The 20,085-nt window shown below is 67.6% G+C and carries 26 protein-coding genes; 3 read left to right on the forward strand and 23 right to left on the reverse strand.

Features of this window, described 5'->3' with window-relative positions; translation table 11 throughout:
* Window positions 1-13 precede the first annotated feature (13 nt).
* The 12 genes from Q7W51_00095 to Q7W51_00150 form a co-directional block, all read right to left on the reverse strand.
* Window positions 14-184, reverse strand: coding sequence for a WG repeat-containing protein (locus tag Q7W51_00095; GenBank protein MDO8846775.1), 171 nt, complete (start codon window positions 182-184; stop codon window positions 14-16).
* Between the two features lie 446 nt (window positions 185-630).
* Window positions 631-843 carry a hypothetical protein gene (locus Q7W51_00100; protein MDO8846776.1) on the reverse strand — a complete coding sequence of 71 codons (213 nt, stop codon included), beginning with the start codon at window positions 841-843 and terminating at the stop codon, window positions 631-633.
* Between the two features lie 6 nt (window positions 844-849).
* Entirely contained in the window at window positions 850-1,410 is a 561-nt protein-coding gene (locus tag Q7W51_00105) for a DUF4126 domain-containing protein (protein ID MDO8846777.1), read from the reverse strand.
* Window positions 1,411-1,419: 9 nt separating this feature from the next.
* A complete protein-coding gene (gene purL, locus Q7W51_00110) occupies window positions 1,420-3,702 on the reverse strand; it encodes a phosphoribosylformylglycinamidine synthase subunit PurL (GenBank protein ID MDO8846778.1) in 2,283 nt (760 codons plus the stop codon).
* Entirely contained in the window at window positions 3,699-4,397 is a 699-nt protein-coding gene (gene purQ, locus Q7W51_00115; GenBank protein ID MDO8846779.1) for a phosphoribosylformylglycinamidine synthase subunit PurQ, read from the reverse strand. Before purQ ends, purL begins: the two co-directional genes overlap by 4 nt.
* Before the next feature lie 2 nt (window positions 4,398-4,399).
* Window positions 4,400-4,642, reverse strand: coding sequence for a phosphoribosylformylglycinamidine synthase subunit PurS (purS, locus tag Q7W51_00120; GenBank protein MDO8846780.1), 243 nt, complete (start codon window positions 4,640-4,642; stop codon window positions 4,400-4,402).
* A gap of 16 nt (window positions 4,643-4,658) precedes the next feature.
* Window positions 4,659-4,994 (reverse strand): hypothetical protein, encoded by a 336-nt coding sequence (locus tag Q7W51_00125; protein MDO8846781.1) that lies wholly within the window; start codon window positions 4,992-4,994, stop codon window positions 4,659-4,661.
* Window positions 4,991-5,479 carry a hypothetical protein gene (locus Q7W51_00130; protein ID MDO8846782.1) on the reverse strand — a complete coding sequence of 163 codons (489 nt, stop codon included), beginning with the start codon at window positions 5,477-5,479 and terminating at the stop codon, window positions 4,991-4,993. Before Q7W51_00130 ends, Q7W51_00125 begins: the two co-directional genes overlap by 4 nt.
* A 1-nt stretch (window position 5,480) precedes the next feature.
* Window positions 5,481-6,365 carry a phosphoribosylaminoimidazolesuccinocarboxamide synthase gene (locus tag Q7W51_00135; GenBank protein ID MDO8846783.1) on the reverse strand — a complete coding sequence of 295 codons (885 nt, stop codon included), beginning with the start codon at window positions 6,363-6,365 and terminating at the stop codon, window positions 5,481-5,483.
* A 130-nt stretch (window positions 6,366-6,495) separates the two neighbouring features.
* A complete protein-coding gene (locus tag Q7W51_00140; protein ID MDO8846784.1) occupies window positions 6,496-7,317 on the reverse strand; it encodes a DUF4013 domain-containing protein in 822 nt (273 codons plus the stop codon).
* A gap of 3 nt (window positions 7,318-7,320) precedes the next feature.
* Complete coding sequence (gene sppA / locus Q7W51_00145) at window positions 7,321-8,331, reverse strand: signal peptide peptidase SppA (protein ID MDO8846785.1); 1,011 nt, start codon at window positions 8,329-8,331, stop codon at window positions 7,321-7,323.
* Between the two features lie 46 nt (window positions 8,332-8,377).
* Complete coding sequence (locus tag Q7W51_00150) at window positions 8,378-8,590, reverse strand: hypothetical protein (protein ID MDO8846786.1); 213 nt, start codon at window positions 8,588-8,590, stop codon at window positions 8,378-8,380.
* A gap of 157 nt (window positions 8,591-8,747) precedes the next feature.
* Between Q7W51_00150 and Q7W51_00155 the strand changes: the two genes are divergently transcribed.
* The 3 genes from Q7W51_00155 to Q7W51_00165 are packed head-to-tail and all read left to right on the forward strand — an operon-like array spanning window position 8,748 to window position 11,178.
* Window positions 8,748-10,151 (forward strand): hypothetical protein, encoded by a 1,404-nt coding sequence (locus tag Q7W51_00155; GenBank protein ID MDO8846787.1) that lies wholly within the window; start codon window positions 8,748-8,750, stop codon window positions 10,149-10,151.
* Window positions 10,148-10,600, forward strand: a complete 453-nt coding sequence (locus Q7W51_00160) for a hypothetical protein (GenBank protein ID MDO8846788.1) — start codon at window positions 10,148-10,150, stop codon at window positions 10,598-10,600. The genes Q7W51_00155 and Q7W51_00160 overlap by 4 nt, the downstream gene beginning before the upstream one ends.
* A 2-nt stretch (window positions 10,601-10,602) precedes the next feature.
* Window positions 10,603-11,178: a zinc ribbon domain-containing protein gene (locus Q7W51_00165; GenBank protein MDO8846789.1), complete on the forward strand. Its 576-nt coding sequence runs from the start codon at window positions 10,603-10,605 to the stop codon at window positions 11,176-11,178.
* Window positions 11,179-11,247: 69 nt separating this feature from the next.
* On the opposite strand, the gene Q7W51_00170 is transcribed toward Q7W51_00165, so the two are convergent.
* The 11 genes from Q7W51_00170 to Q7W51_00220 form a co-directional block, all read right to left on the reverse strand.
* Window positions 11,248-11,457 (reverse strand): sulfurtransferase TusA family protein, encoded by a 210-nt coding sequence (locus tag Q7W51_00170; protein ID MDO8846790.1) that lies wholly within the window; start codon window positions 11,455-11,457, stop codon window positions 11,248-11,250.
* 15 nt (window positions 11,458-11,472) lie between these two features.
* Window positions 11,473-12,732, reverse strand: coding sequence for a YedE family putative selenium transporter (gene yedE, locus Q7W51_00175; GenBank protein MDO8846791.1), 1,260 nt, complete (start codon window positions 12,730-12,732; stop codon window positions 11,473-11,475).
* Window positions 12,733-12,841: 109 nt separating this feature from the next.
* Window positions 12,842-14,446 (reverse strand): ASKHA domain-containing protein, encoded by a 1,605-nt coding sequence (locus Q7W51_00180; protein ID MDO8846792.1) that lies wholly within the window; start codon window positions 14,444-14,446, stop codon window positions 12,842-12,844.
* Between the two features lie 52 nt (window positions 14,447-14,498).
* Window positions 14,499-14,918, reverse strand: coding sequence for a hypothetical protein (locus tag Q7W51_00185; GenBank protein ID MDO8846793.1), 420 nt, complete (start codon window positions 14,916-14,918; stop codon window positions 14,499-14,501).
* Window positions 14,919-15,037: 119 nt separating this feature from the next.
* Window positions 15,038-15,790, reverse strand: coding sequence for a PrsW family glutamic-type intramembrane protease (locus Q7W51_00190; protein MDO8846794.1), 753 nt, complete (start codon window positions 15,788-15,790; stop codon window positions 15,038-15,040).
* A 1-nt stretch (window position 15,791) separates the two neighbouring features.
* Complete coding sequence (locus Q7W51_00195; protein MDO8846795.1) at window positions 15,792-16,349, reverse strand: PH domain-containing protein; 558 nt, start codon at window positions 16,347-16,349, stop codon at window positions 15,792-15,794.
* A gap of 2 nt (window positions 16,350-16,351) precedes the next feature.
* Window positions 16,352-16,792, reverse strand: a complete 441-nt coding sequence (locus tag Q7W51_00200) for a hypothetical protein (GenBank protein MDO8846796.1) — start codon at window positions 16,790-16,792, stop codon at window positions 16,352-16,354.
* Window positions 16,793-16,811: 19 nt separating this feature from the next.
* Window positions 16,812-17,291, reverse strand: coding sequence for a hypothetical protein (locus tag Q7W51_00205; GenBank protein ID MDO8846797.1), 480 nt, complete (start codon window positions 17,289-17,291; stop codon window positions 16,812-16,814).
* A 13-nt stretch (window positions 17,292-17,304) separates the two neighbouring features.
* Window positions 17,305-18,795, reverse strand: a complete 1,491-nt coding sequence (locus Q7W51_00210) for a DUF853 family protein (GenBank protein ID MDO8846798.1) — start codon at window positions 18,793-18,795, stop codon at window positions 17,305-17,307.
* Window positions 18,796-18,931: 136 nt separating this feature from the next.
* Window positions 18,932-19,162 (reverse strand): hypothetical protein, encoded by a 231-nt coding sequence (locus Q7W51_00215; GenBank protein MDO8846799.1) that lies wholly within the window; start codon window positions 19,160-19,162, stop codon window positions 18,932-18,934.
* Window positions 19,159-20,007: a hypothetical protein gene (locus Q7W51_00220; protein MDO8846800.1), complete on the reverse strand. Its 849-nt coding sequence runs from the start codon at window positions 20,005-20,007 to the stop codon at window positions 19,159-19,161. The genes Q7W51_00215 and Q7W51_00220 overlap by 4 nt, the downstream gene beginning before the upstream one ends.
* Between the last annotated feature and the right edge of the window lie 78 nt (window positions 20,008-20,085).

Raw genomic sequence — 20,085 nt, forward strand, 5'->3', positions numbered from 1 at the left:
CGTCGCACGTACGCTACTCCTGCAGCTCCCACACGAACCGGCCGCTGCGGTCGATGTAGCCGACCGAAAGGCCGCTCGTGACCATGGCGAGGCCCCCGGTGAACTCCTCGGCGTACTCCCACGTGGGCTCGATCGCCCACTCGCCGCGCTCGTCGATGTAGCCGGTAAGGCCCTCATCCGCCACAGCGGCGAGGCCCTCGGGTGCGCTTGGGGGGTGCTACGGCCGGAGGGGCCGCGACCGGAAGCGGCGCGGTAAGCGCGGGAGCAGGTGCGGGCTCTGACGGAGCTGCGGGTGCTGGAGTGGGCGGTGCGACTGGCGCCGCCTCGGACACCGGCTTCATCGCAGAGAACTGCTCGCGCGCCTCGACGAGCGTTGCACCACAGCCATCGCAGAACGACGCGTCGTCGGCCACTCGCCGACCGCATGACGGACAGAACATCGTCATCACCCACCCCTCGCAGGAGCGTGTACCCCTTGCGGGCGCCGTACGCGGGATGGCGTGCGCGTGTTCTGCGCGGAGTCACTCCGCAGCCGGGGTAGGCGCCGAGGAGGCATGCCCTCCGAGGCGCCGCGGGCCCCCGGCGAGGACTACGCAGCGCGGGACACGCGCATGCCGTCCCGCGGTTCCGCTACTCCTCGGCCAGCTCCGCAAGCCGATCGATGAGCGCGAGCGCCTTCGCGCGCACCTCGGGGTTCTCGGAGAGCAGCGCCTGCGCCACCACGCTCATGACGGTGGCGTCGATGGCCGCAGACGCGCGCACGACCGCCGCGGCACGCACGTCGGAATCCTCCGAGCGGAGGTCGGCCTGCAGTTGGCGGAGGTCGTCGGCGTCGAGGGGCATGCGCGCCTAGTAATCCGCGACGATGCTGCCGGTCCTCTTCTTGCGCTGCCACAGCCGCCAGAACGTGTAGACGAGCCCTGCCGCGAAGAACGCGACGAGGATCGGCGCCACGATCGCGATGATCGACATCGCCACGGCCGCCATGTCCTCGGCAGCGCTCACGATCGGCGCGCCCATCCCGGCGGTGGTCACGTTCACAGCGGGCCGGGTGGTGGCCTTGGCCGCGTGCACGCCGCCCGCAAGGAGTACGCCCGCAAGCACGAGCAGCCACGGGCTGACGTCGGTGGTGCTACCGGCTGCGGCGACGGCCACGATGCCGCCTGCCGCCGGACGGATGAAGGTCTGGATGACGTCGTTCACGTGGTCGACGGCGGGCACCTTGTCGGCCACGATCTCGATCACGAGCAGGACCGCGATGATCGCGATCATCCACCACTCGCCCATCGCGTTGAACGGCTCCTTGAGTTCGAGCCATCCGAACTGCTGGGCGAGTGAGATCGCCAGCAGCGGTATGTAGGCGTTGAGACCCGCCGGGATCGACAGGCCGAGCGCGGTCAGCAGCTCCACGGCAACCCCCTAGCCTTCGGCAAGCTCCTCGGTCTGCAGCGTTTCGGCGCCGTGGACCAGCCGCTCGAGCGTGGGCTCGTAGGCCGATCGCAGGTCGTCGAGCGTCACATCCACGAGGTCTCCTACGCGTAGACTAGCACCGCCAACGGTGCCGAGCTTCACGCAGGCGGTCCCGTGCGTAGCCGCAAGCGCCTTGATCGCGCTGTAGCCGCCCGCCGGCACCGTGACGATCGCGCGCCCCTGGCTCTCGCTGAACAGTGCCGCCGCGCCCGGAAGCGTGCTCCCGGCGTCGACTGTCGCGCCGATGCCGCCGGCAAGGCAGCACTCGGCGAGCGCCACGGCGAGCCCGCCCTCCGAGCAGTCGTGTGCCGAGCGCACGAGCCCCGTGCCGATGGCCGTGAGGAGCAGCTCGTCGAGCAGCCGTTCCTCCACGAGGTCCACCTTCGGCGGACGGCCGGCCACCCGGCCGTGCACGACCTTGAGGTACTCGCTGCCGCCCAGCTCGGCCTTGGTGCGGCCGAGCAGCACGACCTCGTCGCCGCTGTGCTTGAAGCCCATCGTGCAGTGATCCTCGACGTCCTCGAGCAGGCCGACGAGACCGACGGTGGGCGTCGGGTAGATGGGCTGGCCGAAGCTCTCGTTGTAGAAGCTCACGTTGCCGCTGATGACCGGCACGCCGAAGGCGGTACAGGCGTCAGCGAGGCCGCGGATCGACTCGTAGAACGTCCAGAACACCTCGGGCTTCTCGGGATTGCCGAAGTTGAGGCAGTCGGTGATCGCCACGGCACGACCGCCCGAGCACGCCACGTTGCGCGCGGCCTCGGCGAACGCGATCTGCGCCCCCACGTACGGGTCGAGGTAACAGTAGCGGCCGTTGCAGTCGCTGCTGACGGCGATGCCGCGGTTCGAGACCTCGCCGCGCCCGGTGTCGCCCACGCGGAGCACGGCGGCGTCACTTCCGGGCAGCACGACCGTGTTCACCATCACCTGGTGGTCGTACTGCTCCCAGATCCAGTGCCGCGAGCAGATGTTGGGGCTCGCGAGCAACGCGAGGAGCGTGCCCGAGAGCGCTTCGCGCCCCTCGGGATGGGACAGCCCCATCGGGTCGAAGGCCTGCACCTCGTCGAGGTAGGCCGGGCGCTCCTTGGCCGGGTCGTAGATCGGCGCGTCGTGGGCGAGCGTGGCGGCGGGCATGTCGGCCACAACCGTGTCGCCCTCGCGGACCACGAAGCGACCCGTCCCGGTGACCTCGCCGATCACCGTCGAGCGCAGGCCCCACTTCTCGCACACCGCATGCGCGGCTTCGAGGTTCTCGGGAGTCACGATCGCCAGCATGCGCTCCTGGCTCTCGGAGACCATGAACTCGAACGGCTTCATCGCCTCTTCGCGCGCCGGGATCTTGGTCACGTCGATGTCGAGTCCCACGCCGCCGCGGCTCGCCATCTCGCTCGCGCTCGACGTGAGCCCGGCCGCGCCGAGGTCGCCGAGGCCCACGAGCAGCTTGCCGTCCAAGAGCTCGAGGCACGCCTCGATCAGCAGCTTCTCCTCGAACGGGTCGCCCACCTGCACGCTCGGACGCTTGTCCTCGGCCTTCTCGTCGAACTCTTGGCTCGCGAGCGTTGACGCGCCACCGATGCCGTCACGGCCGGTGGTCGAGCCGATGAGCAGCACGAGGTTGCCGGGGCCGGCTGCCACCGCACGGGTGAGGTTCTCCTCGCGCATGAGGCCGATCGCCATCGCGTTGATGAGGCAGTTGCCCTCGTACGCTTCCTCGAAGTAGACCTCGCCGCCCACGGTGGGCACGCCGAGGCAGTTGCCGTACCCGCCGATGCCCGCCACGGCGCCCTCGAACAGGTATCGCTGCCGCGGCTTGTCGAGCGTGCCGAAGCGCAGTGAGTCGAGGCTGGCTATCGGCCGCGCGCCCATCGTGAAGATGTCGCGGATGATGCCGCCCACGCCGGTGGCCGCGCCCTGGTACGGCTCGATCGCCGAGGGATGGTTGTGCGACTCCATCTTGAAGGCGACCGCCCAGCCGTCGCCCACGCGGATGACGCCCGCGTTCTCACCCGGGCCCTGGAGCACGTGCTCGCCTGCGGTCGGGAACATCCTGAGCGCCTTGCGCGAGTGCTTGTAGCTGCAGTGCTCGGACCACATGAGCGAGTACATGTAGAGCTCGGTCACGCTCGGCACCCTGCCGAGGATCTCGACGACCTTCTCGTACTCATCGAGCTTGAGGCCCAGTTCGATGGCGAGCTGCGGAGCGAGTTCGGGGGAGAGCGTCTCGAGCGTCATGACGCCACCTCCACGACACGCCGGGCTATCGCGGCGAAGAAGTGCTGCCCGTCGGTGCCACCGGACAGCGGATCCACCACCCGCTCGGGATGCGGCATGAGACCGAAGACGTTGCCACGCTCGTTACAGATGCCGGCGATGTCGTCGAGCGCGCCGTTGGGGGCGCTGCCGCCCTCGGCGCGAGAGCCGTCCGCCTCGCAGTAGCGCAGCACGATCTGCCCGCTGCCCTGCAGGCGCGCGAGCGTTTCGTCATCGCAGATGAAGTTGCCCTCGTTGTGGTTGATGGGTATCCGGAGCACCGTGCCGGCCGGCACGTCGAGCCACTGGCAGACGCTCTCCTCGGCGCGGAGGCTCACGGTCTTGCAGATGAACTTGAGACCGCGGTTGCGCAGCAACGCGCCGGGAAGCAGGTGCGCCTCGGCGAGGATCTGGAAGCCGTTGCAGATGCCGATGACCGGGCCGCCGGCCTCGGCGAAGCGCACCACTTCGGCCATCACGGGGCTGAAACGCGCCACCGCGCCGCAGCGGATGTAGTCGCCGTAGCTGAAGCCGCCGGGAAGGACGATCGCGTCGTAGCCGGTCAGGTCGGTGTCGCCATGCCAGATGTAGCCGGCGTCATGCCCCAGATGGCCGACGGCGTGAACGACGTCCTGTTCGCAGTTGGAGCCGGGGAAGATCACCACTCCGAAGCGCATGCCTAGGCCTCCCCGACGGTCTCGATGCGGTAGTCCTCGATAACGGGGTTGGCGAGCAGCTTGTCGCACATCTCGCGCACCTTCTCGACCGGCGTTCCGTCGTCAACCTCGAGCTGGATGTACTTGCCGATCTTGACCGAGGAGACCTCGGAATACCCCAGGTTCTGGAGCGCACGCTCGGCGGTGGCGCCGGGCGGGTCGAAGATCCCCTTCTTGTACGTCACGTAGATCTCGAAGCGTGCCACGGTAGCGGCTCCTCCCCTATGCGTCGCGCCCGTCGGGCGCGCTGTCCTCGTTCTCGTCTGTCCGGAGCTCCACGAACATCGCCTCGCGATTCTCCTTGAGCTTGGCGGTCACTGCGGCATCCACGCGCCTGCGGCTGTACCACATGATGCCGAGGCCAAGAACCCACGCCGCGATGGACGCGTACGCGAAGACCGGGACCTCCTCGTGAACGTCCACGGCCGCGGCCATGGCCGATCCCACTTTCCAGAAGCTCAGGAAGAAGCCGACCACGCCGAGCCCGGCGATGACCATGCCTGCCCAGAACAGGTAGAGGTGTGCCCGCACGTGCGGCGGCAGGATCTTGAGACTCACGACTCGCCCTTCGACGAGCGATCGCCCTTCTTGGCTGCGGCATCCTCCCGCGCCTCGGCCTCGTGCGCCGCCTGCTTGGGCGACGGCTTCTTGGCAGTCTTCGCAATGAGCTCGGTCCGCAGCTTGCGGATGACGAGGAAGTCGATTCCGACCGCGGCCATCGAGCAGACGAGCACGATCAGAGTCACGACTCTCAGCACCTGATCGTTGTAGCGCAGTTCCGGCACCAGATAGGTGATGCCAAGCGCGGCGAGGCCGCCCAGGAGCAGCACCCACCATATGGTCCGCCACTTCTTGATCTCGGGCGAGGTGGGCAGCCCGGACCAGTCCTTGTCGGGGCCGGAGGCGGCCTTCTTCGGCTTGGCCGAAGGCGTGGCGACTTCGCCCTGCTTGCGCACCGGCTTGGCGGCAGCCGCGCTCTTGCGGGTGGAACCGAGCTTGGCGCCCTTGCGGTTGCGATCGTTGCTGTAGCTGCGCTGGGACATGCTACTCGCCTTCCGGCATGAACGGCTCGTCGGTGAGGAGCTCGTATGCCTCGATGTACTTCTCGGCAGTGACCGCCAGGATGTCCTCGGGGAGAGACGGTGCCGGCGGCTTCTTGTCCCATCCGGTGGATTCGAGCCAGTCGCGCACGAACTGCTTGTCAAAGCTCGGCTGGCCGTGGCCCGGTTCGTACTCGTCGGCGGGCCAGAAGCGCGAGCTGTCCGGCGTCAGCGCCTCGTCGACAAGGGTGACTTCGCCGTCCACCAGGCCGAACTCGAACTTGGTGTCGGCGATGATGATGCCTCGCGTGGCGGCGTGATCGCGTGCGGCACAGTAGAGCGCGAGCGAGGCGGCGCGCAGACGCTCCGCATGCTCGGCGCCCACGATCTCCACCATCTGCTCGAAGCTGATGTTCTCGTCGTGCGCGCCGATGGCGGCCTTCGTGGAGGGCGTGAAGAGCGGCTCGGGCAGCTGCGCGCTCTCGGTGAGTCCCTCGGGCAGCTTCTGTCCGCAGACCGTGCCGTGCTCGCGGTACTCATTCCAGCCGCTCCCCGCGAGGTAGCCGCGCACGATGCACTCCACCGGGAAGACCTCGGCCTTCTTCACGATCATGAAGCGGCCACGAAGCGCGTCGGCATGCACCGCGAGCGCCTCCGGCAGGTCGCACTCCTCGGCGGTGAGCAGGTGGTTCGGCACGACATCGGCCAGGTGGTCGAACCAGAAGAGGGAGATCTTGGTGAGCACCTCACCTTTGTATGGCACCGGGTCCGGGAGGATCACGTCAAACGCGCTCAGGCGATCGGTGGCCACGATCAACAACGCACGGCCGAGGTCGTAGATGTCGCGAACCTTGCCCTGGGCGCTCGGCTTGAGGTCGATCGGCTGCACGGGGGCGTCCTTTCGGAGTGCGCTCTCGGGGCGGCCGGACATCCGTATCGCGCGGCGCCCCGGAAGCGCGCGGCGTATGCGTGCATTGTAGGCGATAGCGGGCCGCCGCGGTACGCGGATACGGGCCGTTTCAGGCCCCGGGAGCGGGTTCGGACGCCGCAGGCTCCGCAGCCGGACCGAGGTCGTACGCGATGCGCGCGTACTGCCCCCAGAGGCGGTTGGTCGCAAACGCGATCGGCACGGCCACCAGGCTGCCGAGGACGCCGACCAGCAGCTGGACCGGCGACATCACGAACGTCGCCATCCCGTACAGCTCCTCGGGCAGCACGACGAACGCGAGAAACGCTGCCCCGCCAAAGCCGAGAGCCATGAGCACGAGCATGACGGTCATCGAGAGCAGGCCGAGCGCGATGGCACGACGTGCCACGGTCCAGTACGTGATGCTGTGCGCTTTCGCGCGCCCGTAGATCTCTTTGAACTCGAAACCCGAGGAGATGGTGTCATGCAACTGCACGTGCACGTACACCGGCCACAACAGGATGCCGTACAGGACACTCATGAACATGATCAGCACGAACCAGATCACGCCCGCGAGGATGAACCACGCAAGCTCCTCGGTGGCCGCCACCCCCACCATCGCAGCCGACACGCCGACGACCGCCACGGCGCTCATCACCACGCTGAGCGGTACCGAGTAGACCAGACCCACGATCAACGCGTAGAGGCCCGTCTTGAACTGAGGCTCGAACTGATTCCACTCGGGCAGGCGTTCGCCCTCGCCGAGCGCCACCGCGCGCTGATAGTGCAGCCCGAAGCCGGTGAGCCAGATCATTCCCGCGTACGGGATCAGGTTGATGACCGCGCCGAGCGCGGACTTCTTGAGCCACTTTGGATCGCCGAAGACGCCCTTGAGCGACCGCCCTATCGTTTCGATCCGCTGGTCGGAGGCCATTCGCTACCTCGGCAGGGCGATGCGCTGGAGCGACTCGGCGTCGAAGTCGTTTGCCTCCGAGATGATGCCGAGCAGATCGTCGTACAGACCGGCGAACGGATCGACGTACTCGTAGCTCACGATGTACGGGTCGCCCTCGATTCCTCCGAGCTCAGCCGCGCGGTCGATCGCGTCATCGTAGTTTCCGAGGGAGTCGATGAGCCCCAGCTCGAGCGCCTCGCTCCCGACCCACGCCCAACCGGTGGCGAGTTCGCGCACCTCGTCCTCGTCCATGCCGCGGCCCTCGGCCACATCGGCGATGAACTGGTCACCGATCGTGGCGAGCTCCTCGTTGAGCATCGCGGTCTCGGTCTCCGTGAGGCTGCGGTACATGCTCCCGGCGTCCTTGTACTCGCCGTACGTAAGCGTGGTGAAGGACACGCCCACCTTGCTCAGCAGCTCCTCGATATTGGCGACTTCCATGATCACGCCGATGCTGCCGACCGTAGAACCGGGCGAGGCGATGATCTCGTCGGTCTGCGCGGCCACCATGTACGCGCCCGACGCGCAGATGTCGCCCACGCTCGTGACGATCGGCTTCTCCTCGGCCGCGCGACGCACGGCGAGCGTGATCTCCTGCGAGGCAGCGACCGTGCCGCCCGGCGAGTCGATCCGCAGCACGATCGCCTTCACGCTGTCGTCTTCGAGTGCCTGGTCGATCTGGTCGAGAACATACTCGGGGTCGCCGCTGCCGCCGCTGCTTCCCTGGATGACGTCGCTGATGTGGATGAGCGCGACGCTATCACCCACCCCGAAGGATCCCGTGTCCGAACCGAGCAACGCCACAGTGACCACGCACGAGAAGAGCGTGAGCACCACGAAGCCGATGCCCAGCCCGATCGCCCACTTGGCGCCTGCGGACATGCGCTTCTTCGGAGCCGCCTGCGGCGCGTACTGACTGCTCTGCGGCGGGTCGTAGGCGGGCGCAGCGGGCTGAAGCGGCGCGCTCTCCGGATGCTGGCTCGGCGTTTCCATGGTTCCTCCAGGGTGTCTGATGCGGCCAGGCCGCCCGTTGTCCGTGCTAGTTGATGCCGAGGAAGGCGAACGCCGCGAGCGCGTGGAAGACCGCGAGAGCCACCAGCGCGTACGCACCGTACTTGTGCACCTTCATGTGCAGCTTGCCTTGGAACTTGATCTTGCGTAGGCCCACAAGGACTTGAAACACCAGCAATAGGAAGATGGCCGCGCCCCCTGCGACGAGCATGGAGCCTGTGATCGTGATGCCCAGCAGCATGATGCCTCCCCGCTAACAGTGGTGTACCGAGAGTACGCGTGGCGCGCTAGTGCCGTCCAGGGGCACGCTGCCACTTCCATCACTGCTGCGCGACCCCTACGATGGTGCCAGGCGCGCACGGCGGGGGTGCGTCGGTGCACAAGCACAAGGGGAGCCGATGAGGCGCGCAGGCCTTCGGAGAGCACTGGCAGCGGCAGCGCTGCTGCTCGTTCTCGCGCTCCCCGCCGTCGCCTTCGGCCAGGACACCGCCGCAGCCTTCGCACAGCTCAAGGACGCGGCGGGACAGTTCAACGTGCCTCCGGGAACGTTCGATCCAGGCAGCCCGTCCCCGCAGGCGGTCGCTGACGCCATCGCGGCCGACCGAATCGCCAACGAGGGCTACCCCGAGAACTTCCAGGTGACCGAGGTCTACAGCATCACCAAGCCAGACAACCAGGGAGATTTCGAGGCCCTGTGGCTCGTCCGCTACCGCACCAATATCAACATGAACGGCTTCAAGAACCCGGTGTTCATTGATCTCGTAACATACGACCCCGCGAACAACGTCCCCCTGGGCGTCGGCGGGTTCTTCTCGATAGACCCGTGGTGGAGTCTCCAGGTCACTGCCGCTCAGCTCACCGGTGCCGGCATCACCGCGGACGACCTCGCGAACTGGATTCGCTCGCAGCCGATGCCGGCGGGTGTCACTACCTCGGCCGGTGCGATCGCCGCTGCACTCATCGGCCTGCTCGGAATGGCGAGCGGCATGGTGCCGAAGGTCGGCTCGGGTGTGAGCACGGTGCGGGCCGTACCCACGCAGCTCGGCGAGTACCACGGAGACATGTGGCACTGGGTCTACCGCAACGGTAAGTGGCAGTTGATCCAGGGACACAGCGTCGAAGACGAGGGCTGGTACGACGACGATGACGGCGTACGGCGGTTCTACAAACTGGGGCAGTTCCGGGCTTTCGGCAAGCCCATACCCGGCTCGGTCTTCACGCTCCCCGATCCTTCGCTCCTGGGCAATAAGGGCGCGATCTTCACCACGCCCACTACGGACGTGACGACGAACGCGAAAGCCGCCACAAAGGCGCTTGGCGACTTCCTCGACACCGGTGTGGGCAAGAGCCTCGATCCGGCCGTGTGGAAGACGCTCGACACACGGCAGCGCTCCATCGTGATCAAAGGCCTTGTGAGCCGGGGGGCTCGGGCAACCGGGCTCACCGACACGCGGATGAACATCGTTGTCGGCCACGACGCTGACACGGGTACCGGGGGGTCGTGGACCCCGGGCCAGCGCGAACTGTTCATCAACACGAACAGCAGCAAGTTCGACAACCCTGAGGAGGTCGTGCGCGTCATCTTCCACGAGCTGCGCCATGCGGCTCAGGGCGATCCCAAAGCGCAGATCGGCGACGCATCGTACAACACGCTCATGAAGTGGAACGACGCCTCGCAGAACTACCACAGCTCGGGCGACGACTACACCCGCTATTCCGGCCAACTCCAGGAACGCGATGCGGATGTGGCCGGCAAGGCGATCCGCGATGCGGTATTCGGCCATCTGAAGGCGAAGAAATGAAGATAGTAGCCATCCTCATGGGGTTCGTCATGACCGCGATGTTCATCTTCACCATCGTGCGGTTTCGCAAGCCGCGCCCGGTGGCCTGGTGGATGCTGCTGCTGTCGATCGCAATCGCGTCGTTCGTTCTGCCGCTGCAGGTAGTCATCGGCGGCGTGCCGTTCGGCTGGCCGGTGGCACTCGTGCTCTACGCGGTCGGAATCGTGCTGGGGCTGCTGTGGGGCTTCACCGTGAAGCTCAAGTGGGAGCAGGGGCGCCCGGTCGCCCGCAACTCGGTGTTGTGGCTGCTCTTCTTCTTCCTCTCCACGATGTTCACCTATAGCCTCATGCTCTTCGCGCCCGCGACGCTCGTAGGGCTCGGGGCGCTCACCTCGGCGTTCCCGTCGGGGATGGGCATCGGCACCAACGCGAACGTGCTCGTCCGCGTGGTCGCGAAGGCGGGTGCGTAACTGTGGACGCCGCGCTCCAGGCCAAGCTCGCGCCCATCGCAGCCGCACTCGGCGCGCTGGGCTACAGCGACGACATCGTGTGGGACGCCGCGCTGCGCATGAGCTGGGTCCCGGATCTCGCCAGCGACCTGCAGGCCTACGCCGCGGCGGGCGCTGCGGCTGGCCCAAACCATCCCTCGGCGATGCGACCACTCAACGAGGGTTACACCGTGAGCTACCTGATGACCGGCTACGGATTCTCGCCCACCGAGGCGTTTCTGATGGGCGCGGCGCTCATCACGCATACGAGCGAGGCGCTCACGATGCTGCAGGAGATCTACCATCACGGCCGGAGCATGCGCCGGGCGGACGGTTCGTACCGGATCGTCTACCCGCCCGCAGCCGTACAGGCGGCTCCCGCGCCCACCAGCGACCCGGCATTCCGCGACGAAGAAACGATCGAGCTACTCGACATCCCCGCCGAAGGAGCGCCTGTCTCCCCTGCGACCACCGCCTCCGTCGCATTCTGCACCGCATGCGGCAAGCCGCTCACGGCAGGTGCGGCGTTCTGCGAGAGCTGCGGGGCGAAGGCCGAGTAGCCGGCAACAACGCAGCGCGGTCCGGCGTCTTCACTACCCCGGACCGCGCTCGATGATTCTGGGCGAAGATCAGTCGCGCACTGCGGTGATGCGATACTCGGCTTCTGTGGCTTCAACCGTGACCGTGAAACCTGCATCCGAGAGAAGCGCGACAACGTTCGCCTTCGCGGTCCCACTGTCTGCCAGGACCAGCAACTCACGGCTGCCGTCCTCGAGCGCCTTCTTCGTGTGCATCAGCGGCATCGGGCAGGAGAGCCCGCGCACATCCAGTTCCTTCATCGTGCTCCCCTCTCGTTATGCCGTCTTGCGGGCGCCGAAGAGGGCGACCGCGACGAGGATCACTGCCATCACGCCCATCGCGAGCCATGCGTTGGGCGCAAGCCCCTTGGCCGACGAGGCCAGGCTTGCCCAGTGCATGAAGCCCGCACCCACGAGCATACCTGCGACCGCCATCGTCGAGTCCGAGTCACCCTCGGAACCCATGATCACCTGGCGGAACGGGCACCCGCCGAGCAGCATCGCGGCGAACGTCGCGACCGTCATGGCCGCGAAGCTGCCGAGCGCGTCGTTGTGCGCCACAGGCTGGTTCGCGAAGCCCAGGTTGTACTGCCCGAGCAGCAGGTTCACGATCGTCGATCCCACGAGCAGGCCGATCACACCAAAGAGCAGGTCGTAGCGCTTCACGAGGATCGCGTCGCGGATACCACCGATCGAGCAGAAGCGGCTGCGCTGGGCCACTACGCCGATCGCCAGACCAGCGATGAGCGACACCCACAGTACGGCGCGCTTACCGCCGGGCTGCGGCTTGGCGGCGGTAACCGACTCGGCCGAGGCGGCCACGCTGCCGTCTTCGGCCACGATCGAGCCGTCTTCGGCAAGCGAGCCACCCTCAGGCTTGAGCACCTGTGAGGGCGCACCGTCTGCCTTGAGGAAGACCGCCGGCGGCTTGTCGCCGGTCGCGAACGCGCCCTCCTTCGTCTGCGTGGCGAACTCCGGCTTGGTGCCGAAGGTGCTGACGAGCACGAGTGCGAGCAGCACGACCGCGAGCGCCGGCAGGATCCAGCCAAGCGGCTTGGCGATGGCCTTCGCGCGGCCGAGATTGAAGCCGCGCTTGAGCGCCACGATGCCGAGCAGCACGCCCGCCACGATGCCCAGCACGCCCCAAATGGCCGTGAGGTCGCCGCCGCCGAGGCGGAGCCACGCGCGCACGGTGCAGCCGAGGAAGATGAGCGCCCCGGCCATGAAGATGAATCCAAGTACGAACCGGATGATCGGCTGGCTGCCGCCGCGCGGACGGAACTCGCGCGTGACGAGCGCGGCACCCATCGCGCCCAGGATGATGCCGATGATCTCCGGCCTGAGGTAGGCAACGGCACCCTGATTGGTGACGCCGCCCACGAAGAAGCCCGTGATATCGCGCAGGAAGCACGCGATGCACAGGCCCATGTTGCCCGGGTTGCCCTGGCTCACCAACCACGCGGCAACCGCTCCAATGAACAGTCCGGCCCCTCCCAGGATCCACGCAGTGGGGCCCACCACCCTACGCTTGACCATGCCACTCCCCTCGGACGCACTATAAGTTCGACCGATGATTGTCATTCGATTAGTGGAATGTCAAGTACACACGTGTCGTGGGCTCGCGATAACGGGGGAGCCGCCCGGGTCAGGCCGGGAAGCCGAGTGCGCCGAGGAAGCGCTGCTGGAACTCGGGATGCGCGGCGAGGTCGACGGTGCGCACGACCGAGGCGAGGATGTCTGCCTTCGCCCGCACGCGACTGTTCACGAGCGCCATCCGCGCGCCCGCGAGCGCGGTGTTCCCGCCGAAGGCAACTCGGTCGAGCCACAGCGGCGGGATCAGACCGAGCCGCACCAGCGACTCGGGGCGCACGTGGTACCCGAAACCGCCGGCTACCTCGATACTCACGATGGCGTGTGCGCCGAGCCCCGTCTCCTCGAGCAGCAGATCGATGCCGGTGCGCACCGCGCCGAGGGCAAGCTGCACCTGACGGATGTCCTTCTGCGTCAGGACAACGTCGGCACCCGCGTCCACCACGAACGCGCGCACATCGCTGCGCGACGTGAACCGACTGCGGAACGGACTCCCGACCGCATCGACGAATCGGCCGCTCGGGTCGATCACGTCGGCGTCGAGCAGTGCGGCCACCAGGTCGATGAGGCCGCTCCCGCAGATGCCGACCGGCTCGCGACCGCCGATCGTCGACAGCACGAGTCTGTCCCCTTCAAGATCCACGCGCTCGATGGCGCCCGCTTCGGCACCCATGCCGCACTCGATCGACGCCCCCTCGAGCGCGGGCCCCGCGGCAGTCGACGTTGCGATGAGCTGGCCGGCGGCGGCGAGCACGATCTCGCCGTTGGTGCCCAGGTCGACCATGAGCGTCGGCGCAACGCGCTCGGCGAGGCCGGTGGCGATGATTCCCGCGGTGATGTCGGAGCCGATGAACGCCGAGACGCCCGGCAGCACGATGAGTTCAAGCGAAGGGAAGGCGACCATGCCCGTCTCCCACGCGCCAACGCGAACAGCCGCGACCGGCGCATCCTCGTAGGGCGCCGCGCCGAGCGGTGAGACGTCCGCACCCAGGAGGATGCCCGTCATGGCCGTGTTGCCCACGACGACCACCTCGGCCAGCCGCTCGACCGCGAACCCGGCGTTCCTGAGCACCTCGGAGAGCAGCGCTTCGACCTGCACCGCGATGAGATGCTGCAACTCGGGCGCGCCGCCGGCCATGGCATGCGCCACGCGGGAGAGCACGTCGGCACCGAATACCCGTTGGGTGTTGAGGTCGCCTGCAGTGGCGAGCACCTCGCCGGTGGTCAGGTCGAGAAGCTGGACCGCCACGGTGGTGGTGCCGATATCGATCGCCGCGCCCACGATCGTGCCGATCGCCTCGATGCCGCGCTCGGCGGGAGGCTCGACGTCGAGCGGCCGACGCGCTGCCGAGGTGACCACACGCGCCTCACGGACCGGCTCATCGAGCGTGACGACCGCATCGCCCGTGACCCGCGTCCGACAGGCGAGCCGCTTGCCTGCGGCGACACCCGCTCCGCCGAGCAGCTCGCGCTCGGTGCGGGTGGGAGACTGGAGGCCGCCGGTCGCGCGAACCCGGCACGACCCGCAGGTGCCGGTACCCCCGCATGGCGAATCGATTGTGACACCCGCTGCGCGAGCTGCCTCGAGAAGCGTCGAGCCGACCGGCACCCTCACGGTGCGCCTGGCCGGCTCGAATCGTATGGTGACGCGCTCGCTCATGGGTGGCCTCCTCGGCACGAGGATACCGCGAGCATGCGTCCCGCGTCGCTCCTTAGGACTCGCTTGTGGGTACGTCAGTCGTGTTGGGGCAGATACCGCCGTTGGGGCACACGCCCGTGCCGTCCTGCGGCCCGCTCTGGTTACCGCGGGGACCCATCATGCCTGGCGCACCATTCGGGCCTGCGCTGCCGTCGGGGCACACGCCGCCGTCCCATTGCGGGGCCTGACCGCCACGCGGACCCATCGTGCCGTAGTCACCCTGGGGGACCTGGCCACGCGGGCCCATCATGCCGTAAGCGTCCTCGGCCCTCTGCTGACCCATCATGCCGTACCCATCGGTGACGCCCACCGCATTGCTGCGGAACGCGATGGCGTGGAATGCCGCCGGCAGCGCAATCGCGCTCCCGAGCAGCGTCACGCCGATGACCACGCCCACGATCACCGCGAGAGCGGTCTTCATTTTCGAATCCATCTCGTACGGACCTCCTTTGTCGGCCGCCTGCTGAACGGGCGGGAACGACGTGCATAGAGCACGCCGCGCGCCGAGTGTGTCACGCCCGTGTGGAGATTTCGTGGAGAAGCCTCGAGCGCCTACGGTTCGTCAGCCGAGTAGTACACCACGTCGGGGTGGTCCGTATGCTCCCGCGTGGTCTTGGGCCTGATGCGCTCGAAGAGGAGCACGCACCCGATGAGCCACGCCACGAGCCACAGCGACGACACCCACCTAGGCGGCAGCCCGAGCTGGTAGAGCATCGCGCCTGTGTTGAGGAGCGCGTGCGTGCCCGCGGCCGCGCAAAATCCGAGGACCGGCTTCCTGCGGGCGATCAGCCAACAGAACAGCGATGTCATGAAGCCGTGAGCGAACACCACGAGCAGCCGCTCGCCGAGGTAACCCGTGAACGCGTACCAGGGGTACTGCTCGTAGGCACCCGAGGCCGCGATGCCCCACGCGAGGTACGCCGCCTCCCCTAGTCCGAAGCCTATGCCGAGCGCCATGCCCGTCCAGTACGCGTCATCGGGAACGGTCGTGTGCCTGCGAACAGCCGGAACGAGCGCCGGCAGGACTTTGATGAGCTCTTCGAAGACCGGCGCAAGTGCGAAGAGGAAGAGCAGGAACCACACGGGCGTCTCGAGTCCGAGACCGGGCTCGATGCCGGCCAGCCTGCCCAAACCTTCGCCGAGCGGCCCCTTGACGAGCAGGTTCACGACCGCCGAAAGCGGCAGGCCGAACGGGACGAGTCTGACGAAGCGCCAGGTGCGTCCCGAGTACGCCCACAGCATCGCACCCCACAGCGCTGCGGAGGCCGCCAGCGTGATGACCGCCATCGGCACGATCGAAGGCATGTCAGCCCTGGGTGCTCGGCGCGGAGGTCACCGGCGGCGTGGGAAGCTTCGGCGTGAACGCGCGCATGAACCGCTCTTCATCCGCGGGGGTGATGCCATAGCGCTTGTCACCCGCGCTGACGAGCAGGATGTCGCGCGCCATGCGCTTTGCGCACATGCGGACGTTCCCCACATCGGCGTACACCACCCCGCCGAGTGCAAGGCCAGGCATGCGCATGCTCGACCACAGCGTGGGTGTGAGCGTGGTACGCCGCACGTCGGTGACCTCGGCGTACGGGATCCGATACGTGAAGAGCGGGCCGCAGCGCAACACGAGCGCATCGATGCCCAGCTCGTAGCGCATCGTCGGCAGGGAGAGCAGCACGACGAGCACGTAGAGATCGAGCGGGAGCAGGATCGCGATCGTGATCCACGCGCCCACCGCGTCCTCGCCCTCGAACGCGCCGGGGATGAAGAGCGTGCCGAGCGGCGCGACGACCATCGCGAGCAGTGCGAGCAGCCACACCCACCCGAAGGAGCGGGCGGGCGGAAAGACGTCCGCAGCCGGATCGATTCCCATGGTCACCACCTGTTCGACGTCACGTGCAGAACCGCGGCGACCGTCGAGATCGCCATCGCAACGATCCCGAGCCCCGCGAGGAAGGTGCCGAGCAGCACGCCTGCACCGGCAACCGCGGCGATCGCGCCGTTCCGATGACCTCCCGATGCGCGTCGGGCAACCTCACCGGTGAGCATGCCGAGGAGTATGGCCACCAGCCAGAAGCCGAGGCCGGTGATTGCGACCAGGAACGCGCCGCCGATGCCGACTCCTGCCGAGGCCAGCGCGGCGAGGACCAGCTGAAGGGGCTTCACCGCGCGTCTGGCCGACGGCAGCTGGCGAGCGCACTCCTTGCACTTGTAGCCGACTGGCGTGGAGACGAAGTCCTTCGGGCAGATCGGCCGGTCGCACTCGACACAGCGGACGCTCGTCTCGACGTTCGGATGGAAGGCGCACTGGGGCATATGCGCTACTCCCCGCGCGTCAGGCGCTGGGCTCGGCCGGATCGGCGGGTGCGGCGGGAGGCGCGTTGCCGTCGGCGGGTGCGTCGGCGGCCGCAGCGCGGTCCTCCATCTTCTCGGCGGCACCGCGTAGCTTCTCGCTCAGGGACTTGAACGCGCCCGCAAGCTTGGGGCCGACCTCGGCGGAGACCTTCTCGCCCGCGGCCTTGAACGCCTCGCCCGTCTTGTCGGCAGCCTCCTTGAATGACTGGCCCACATCGCCCTCGGCGGCACCCTTCACGGTCGCGCCCACGCTGTCCACGATGCCGTCGAGGCGCGTGGAGAGCTCGTCGAGCCTGCGCTTGTTCTCGGGGTCGTTCGCCGCCGCATTCACCCAGCGGCCCAGCGCCTCGCCGAACGCGTCGAGGCCCGCAACGACCTCGCGCCACGCGTCGGCGGCTTCGGGGTTCGCGCCCGTATCGTCGGCGACAGGCTGTGTGGTCTCGTTCATCTCGTCACTCATCGCTTACCACTCCCTACTTCTTGAGTATCGTGCCGAGGACACCGCGGACGATCGCGGTACCCGCCCGGCTCCCAATCGACCGCATCACGCTCTTGCCGAATGTCTCGGCGAAGGTATCGCTCCGCCGCGAGCTGCTCTTGGGCTTCTCGGCCTTCGTCGGCTTCGGCACGTTGAGCTCGAAGTCGCGCGCCTCGGCGGCCTGCGCATCCGCAATCGCCTTCTCGGCCTGCGCTCTGAGCACCTCGTGTGCACTCTCGCGATCCACGGCCGCCTCGTAGTGGCCGGCAACGAGCGACGCTGCGATCGCGGCCTGCCGCTCGGCAGGTGCTATCGCGCCGATGCGTCCATGCGGCGGCACCATCATGGTGCGCTCGACCGGCATCGGCGAGCCGTCGGCCTGCAGAAGTGAGACGAGCGCCTCGCCCACCTTGAGCTCGGTCACCACCGTCTCCACGTCGAGCTCGGGGTTCACACGGAACGTCTCGGCCATCGCCTTCACGGCCTTCTGCTCCCTCGGCGTGTAGGCGCGCAGCGCGTGCTGCACCTTGTTGCCGCACTGCCCGAGCACGGTGTCCGGGACGTCGATCGGGTTCTGCGTGACGAAGTAGACGCCCACACCCTTGGAGCGAATGAGCCGCACGACCTGCTCGATCTTGGTGAGTAGCGCATCGGGCGCGTCGTCAAAGAGCAGGTGCGCCTCGTCGAAGAAGAAGACGAGCTTGGGCTTGGGCAGGTCGCCAGCCTCGGGCAGGCGCTCGAAGAGCTCCGAGAGAAGCCACAGCAGCAGCGTGGAGTACAGACGCGGCGAGGTCATCAGCCGATCGGCCGCGAGGATGTTCACGAACCCGCGGCCGTTCGCATCGGTTTGCATGAAGTCGAAAAGATCGAGCGCCGGCTCGCCGAAGAAGCGGTCCCCGCCCTGCTCCTCGAGCGCGAGCAACGCGCGCTGAATGGCACCGATGCTTGCAGGCGCCACGTTGCCGTACGTGAGGCCGATCTCCTTCGCGTTCTCGCCCACGTAGGCGAGCATCGACCGCAGGTCCTTGATGTCGAGCAGCAGCAGGCCGTTGTCGTCGGCCACCCGGAACGCGACGGTGAGCACTGCCTCCTGGATGTCGTTCAGGTTGAGCATGCGACCGAGCAGTAGCGGCCCTACCTCGGACACGGTCGTCCGGATCGGGTGACCCTGCTCGCCGAAGACGTCCCAGAACGTCACCGGCGTGCCATGGAAGCCCCAGTCGCCGAGTCCGAGGGCGGCGATGCGCTCATCCACCTTGCTGTTTCCGCCGCCAGCCTGCGAGATGCCGGAGAGGTCGCCTTTGATGTCCGCTGCGAACACGGGGACGCCGATCGCGCTGAACGCCTCGGCGAGCACCTGGAGCGAGACCGTCTTGCCGGTACCGGTGGCTCCCGCGATGAGTCCGTGGCGGTTCGCCATCGCCGGCAGCAGGTGCACGTCGATTCCGCTCTTGCCGATGAGCAGGCCGGGTAGCGACTCGGACATCAACAACCCCCTTCAGTGACGGCGCGCAGCAAGACGCGCTGAAACGTACGCATAGAAGTATCCCCTACCCGCAAGAAGGGCGCACGTCTGAGCGGCGCGAGACTGCTCGCGCGATCTGGTGCTTCTCGAGAGGCCGTCAGCCCACGAGTGTCTTGATGTTCTCGATGGCCGCATCCAGCAACTCGGGAGACGTGAACGGCCGCATGTCGGTGCGGATCCGCTCGGCCACGGCGGGCAGGTCCGCGCGAGTCAGCGCGTCCGCCTGCTTGCCGAGCGAACTCGCGGCGGCGTGGATACACATCGTCGCGGCCGGTCCTCCCACCAGGGGCGTCAGAACCTCGCGAACCACATCAGCGACCTGGCTCATCGCTGCTCACCACCCTCGCTGGACCGTTCGGCGGCCGACTTCGTCCCGCCGGCCTTCTGCACGTCAAGGAGCACCGATGCCCCGACCGCGATGGCGGTGAACCCGACACACCAGATGATGTCCACGTAGCTGCCGCTCTGGTAGGTGCCGTTCCAGGACTGCACAGCGTAGAGCGAGTCGGCCGCCGAGATCAGAACCAGGCCGACGCACGTTGCATACCATGGCCACGCGATCCGACCGCCGGCCATGCGGCTTGCCACGATGGCAATGGCGATGGCGGGCAGGAGCAGCAGCCACATGTCACCGATGGGGTAGCCGATGCTGAGCACCTTGCCGAGCACGCTCGTCTCGGTGTCGGCGGCAATGGTCTGGAAGAGCGAGAAGTACAGGGTGCCCGTGGCCACGGCGGCGATCGCAGCGCCTACCGCGAGAGGCGTCTTGATGTCGAACATCCGGCGGAAGGACAGGAGCGCGCTCCAGATGCCATAGGCCGCCAGGGGGTACAGAAGCGAGTAGCCGATGTCCGCCAGACTCGGGAAGGGCTCGAGCCCCTGGGCTGCGTAGAGCGTCCAGACGACGTTGCCCAGGCCGAACGCCAACACTCCCAGTCCAATGAACAGCCACTGGCGCCTGATGGGCACGCCGGCGGAGAACTGCAGGGCAGCCCAGATCACGATGCTGGCGGCGTAGATCGTCACCAACGTCAACGGTGCGTTCGAGACCCAGGCCTCGAGTGCCTCACCGCCGACACCGGCGATGTTGAGCCCCTCCAGCACGGCGATCAGGCCCAGACCCGCCGCCGCCACCCCCCACGTGCGCCCTGAAACCGCTCGTGCATCCCCCATGGTGCTCCTCCTTACGGTCACATGCATTCCACCGGGCGAGCCCGGGTACCATGCCTATCGGCACCAGACTAACGTCGC

The sequence above is a fragment of the Coriobacteriia bacterium genome (assembly GCA_030652115.1).
Classification (GTDB): Bacteria; Actinomycetota; Coriobacteriia; order Anaerosomatales; family Anaerosomataceae; genus UBA6100.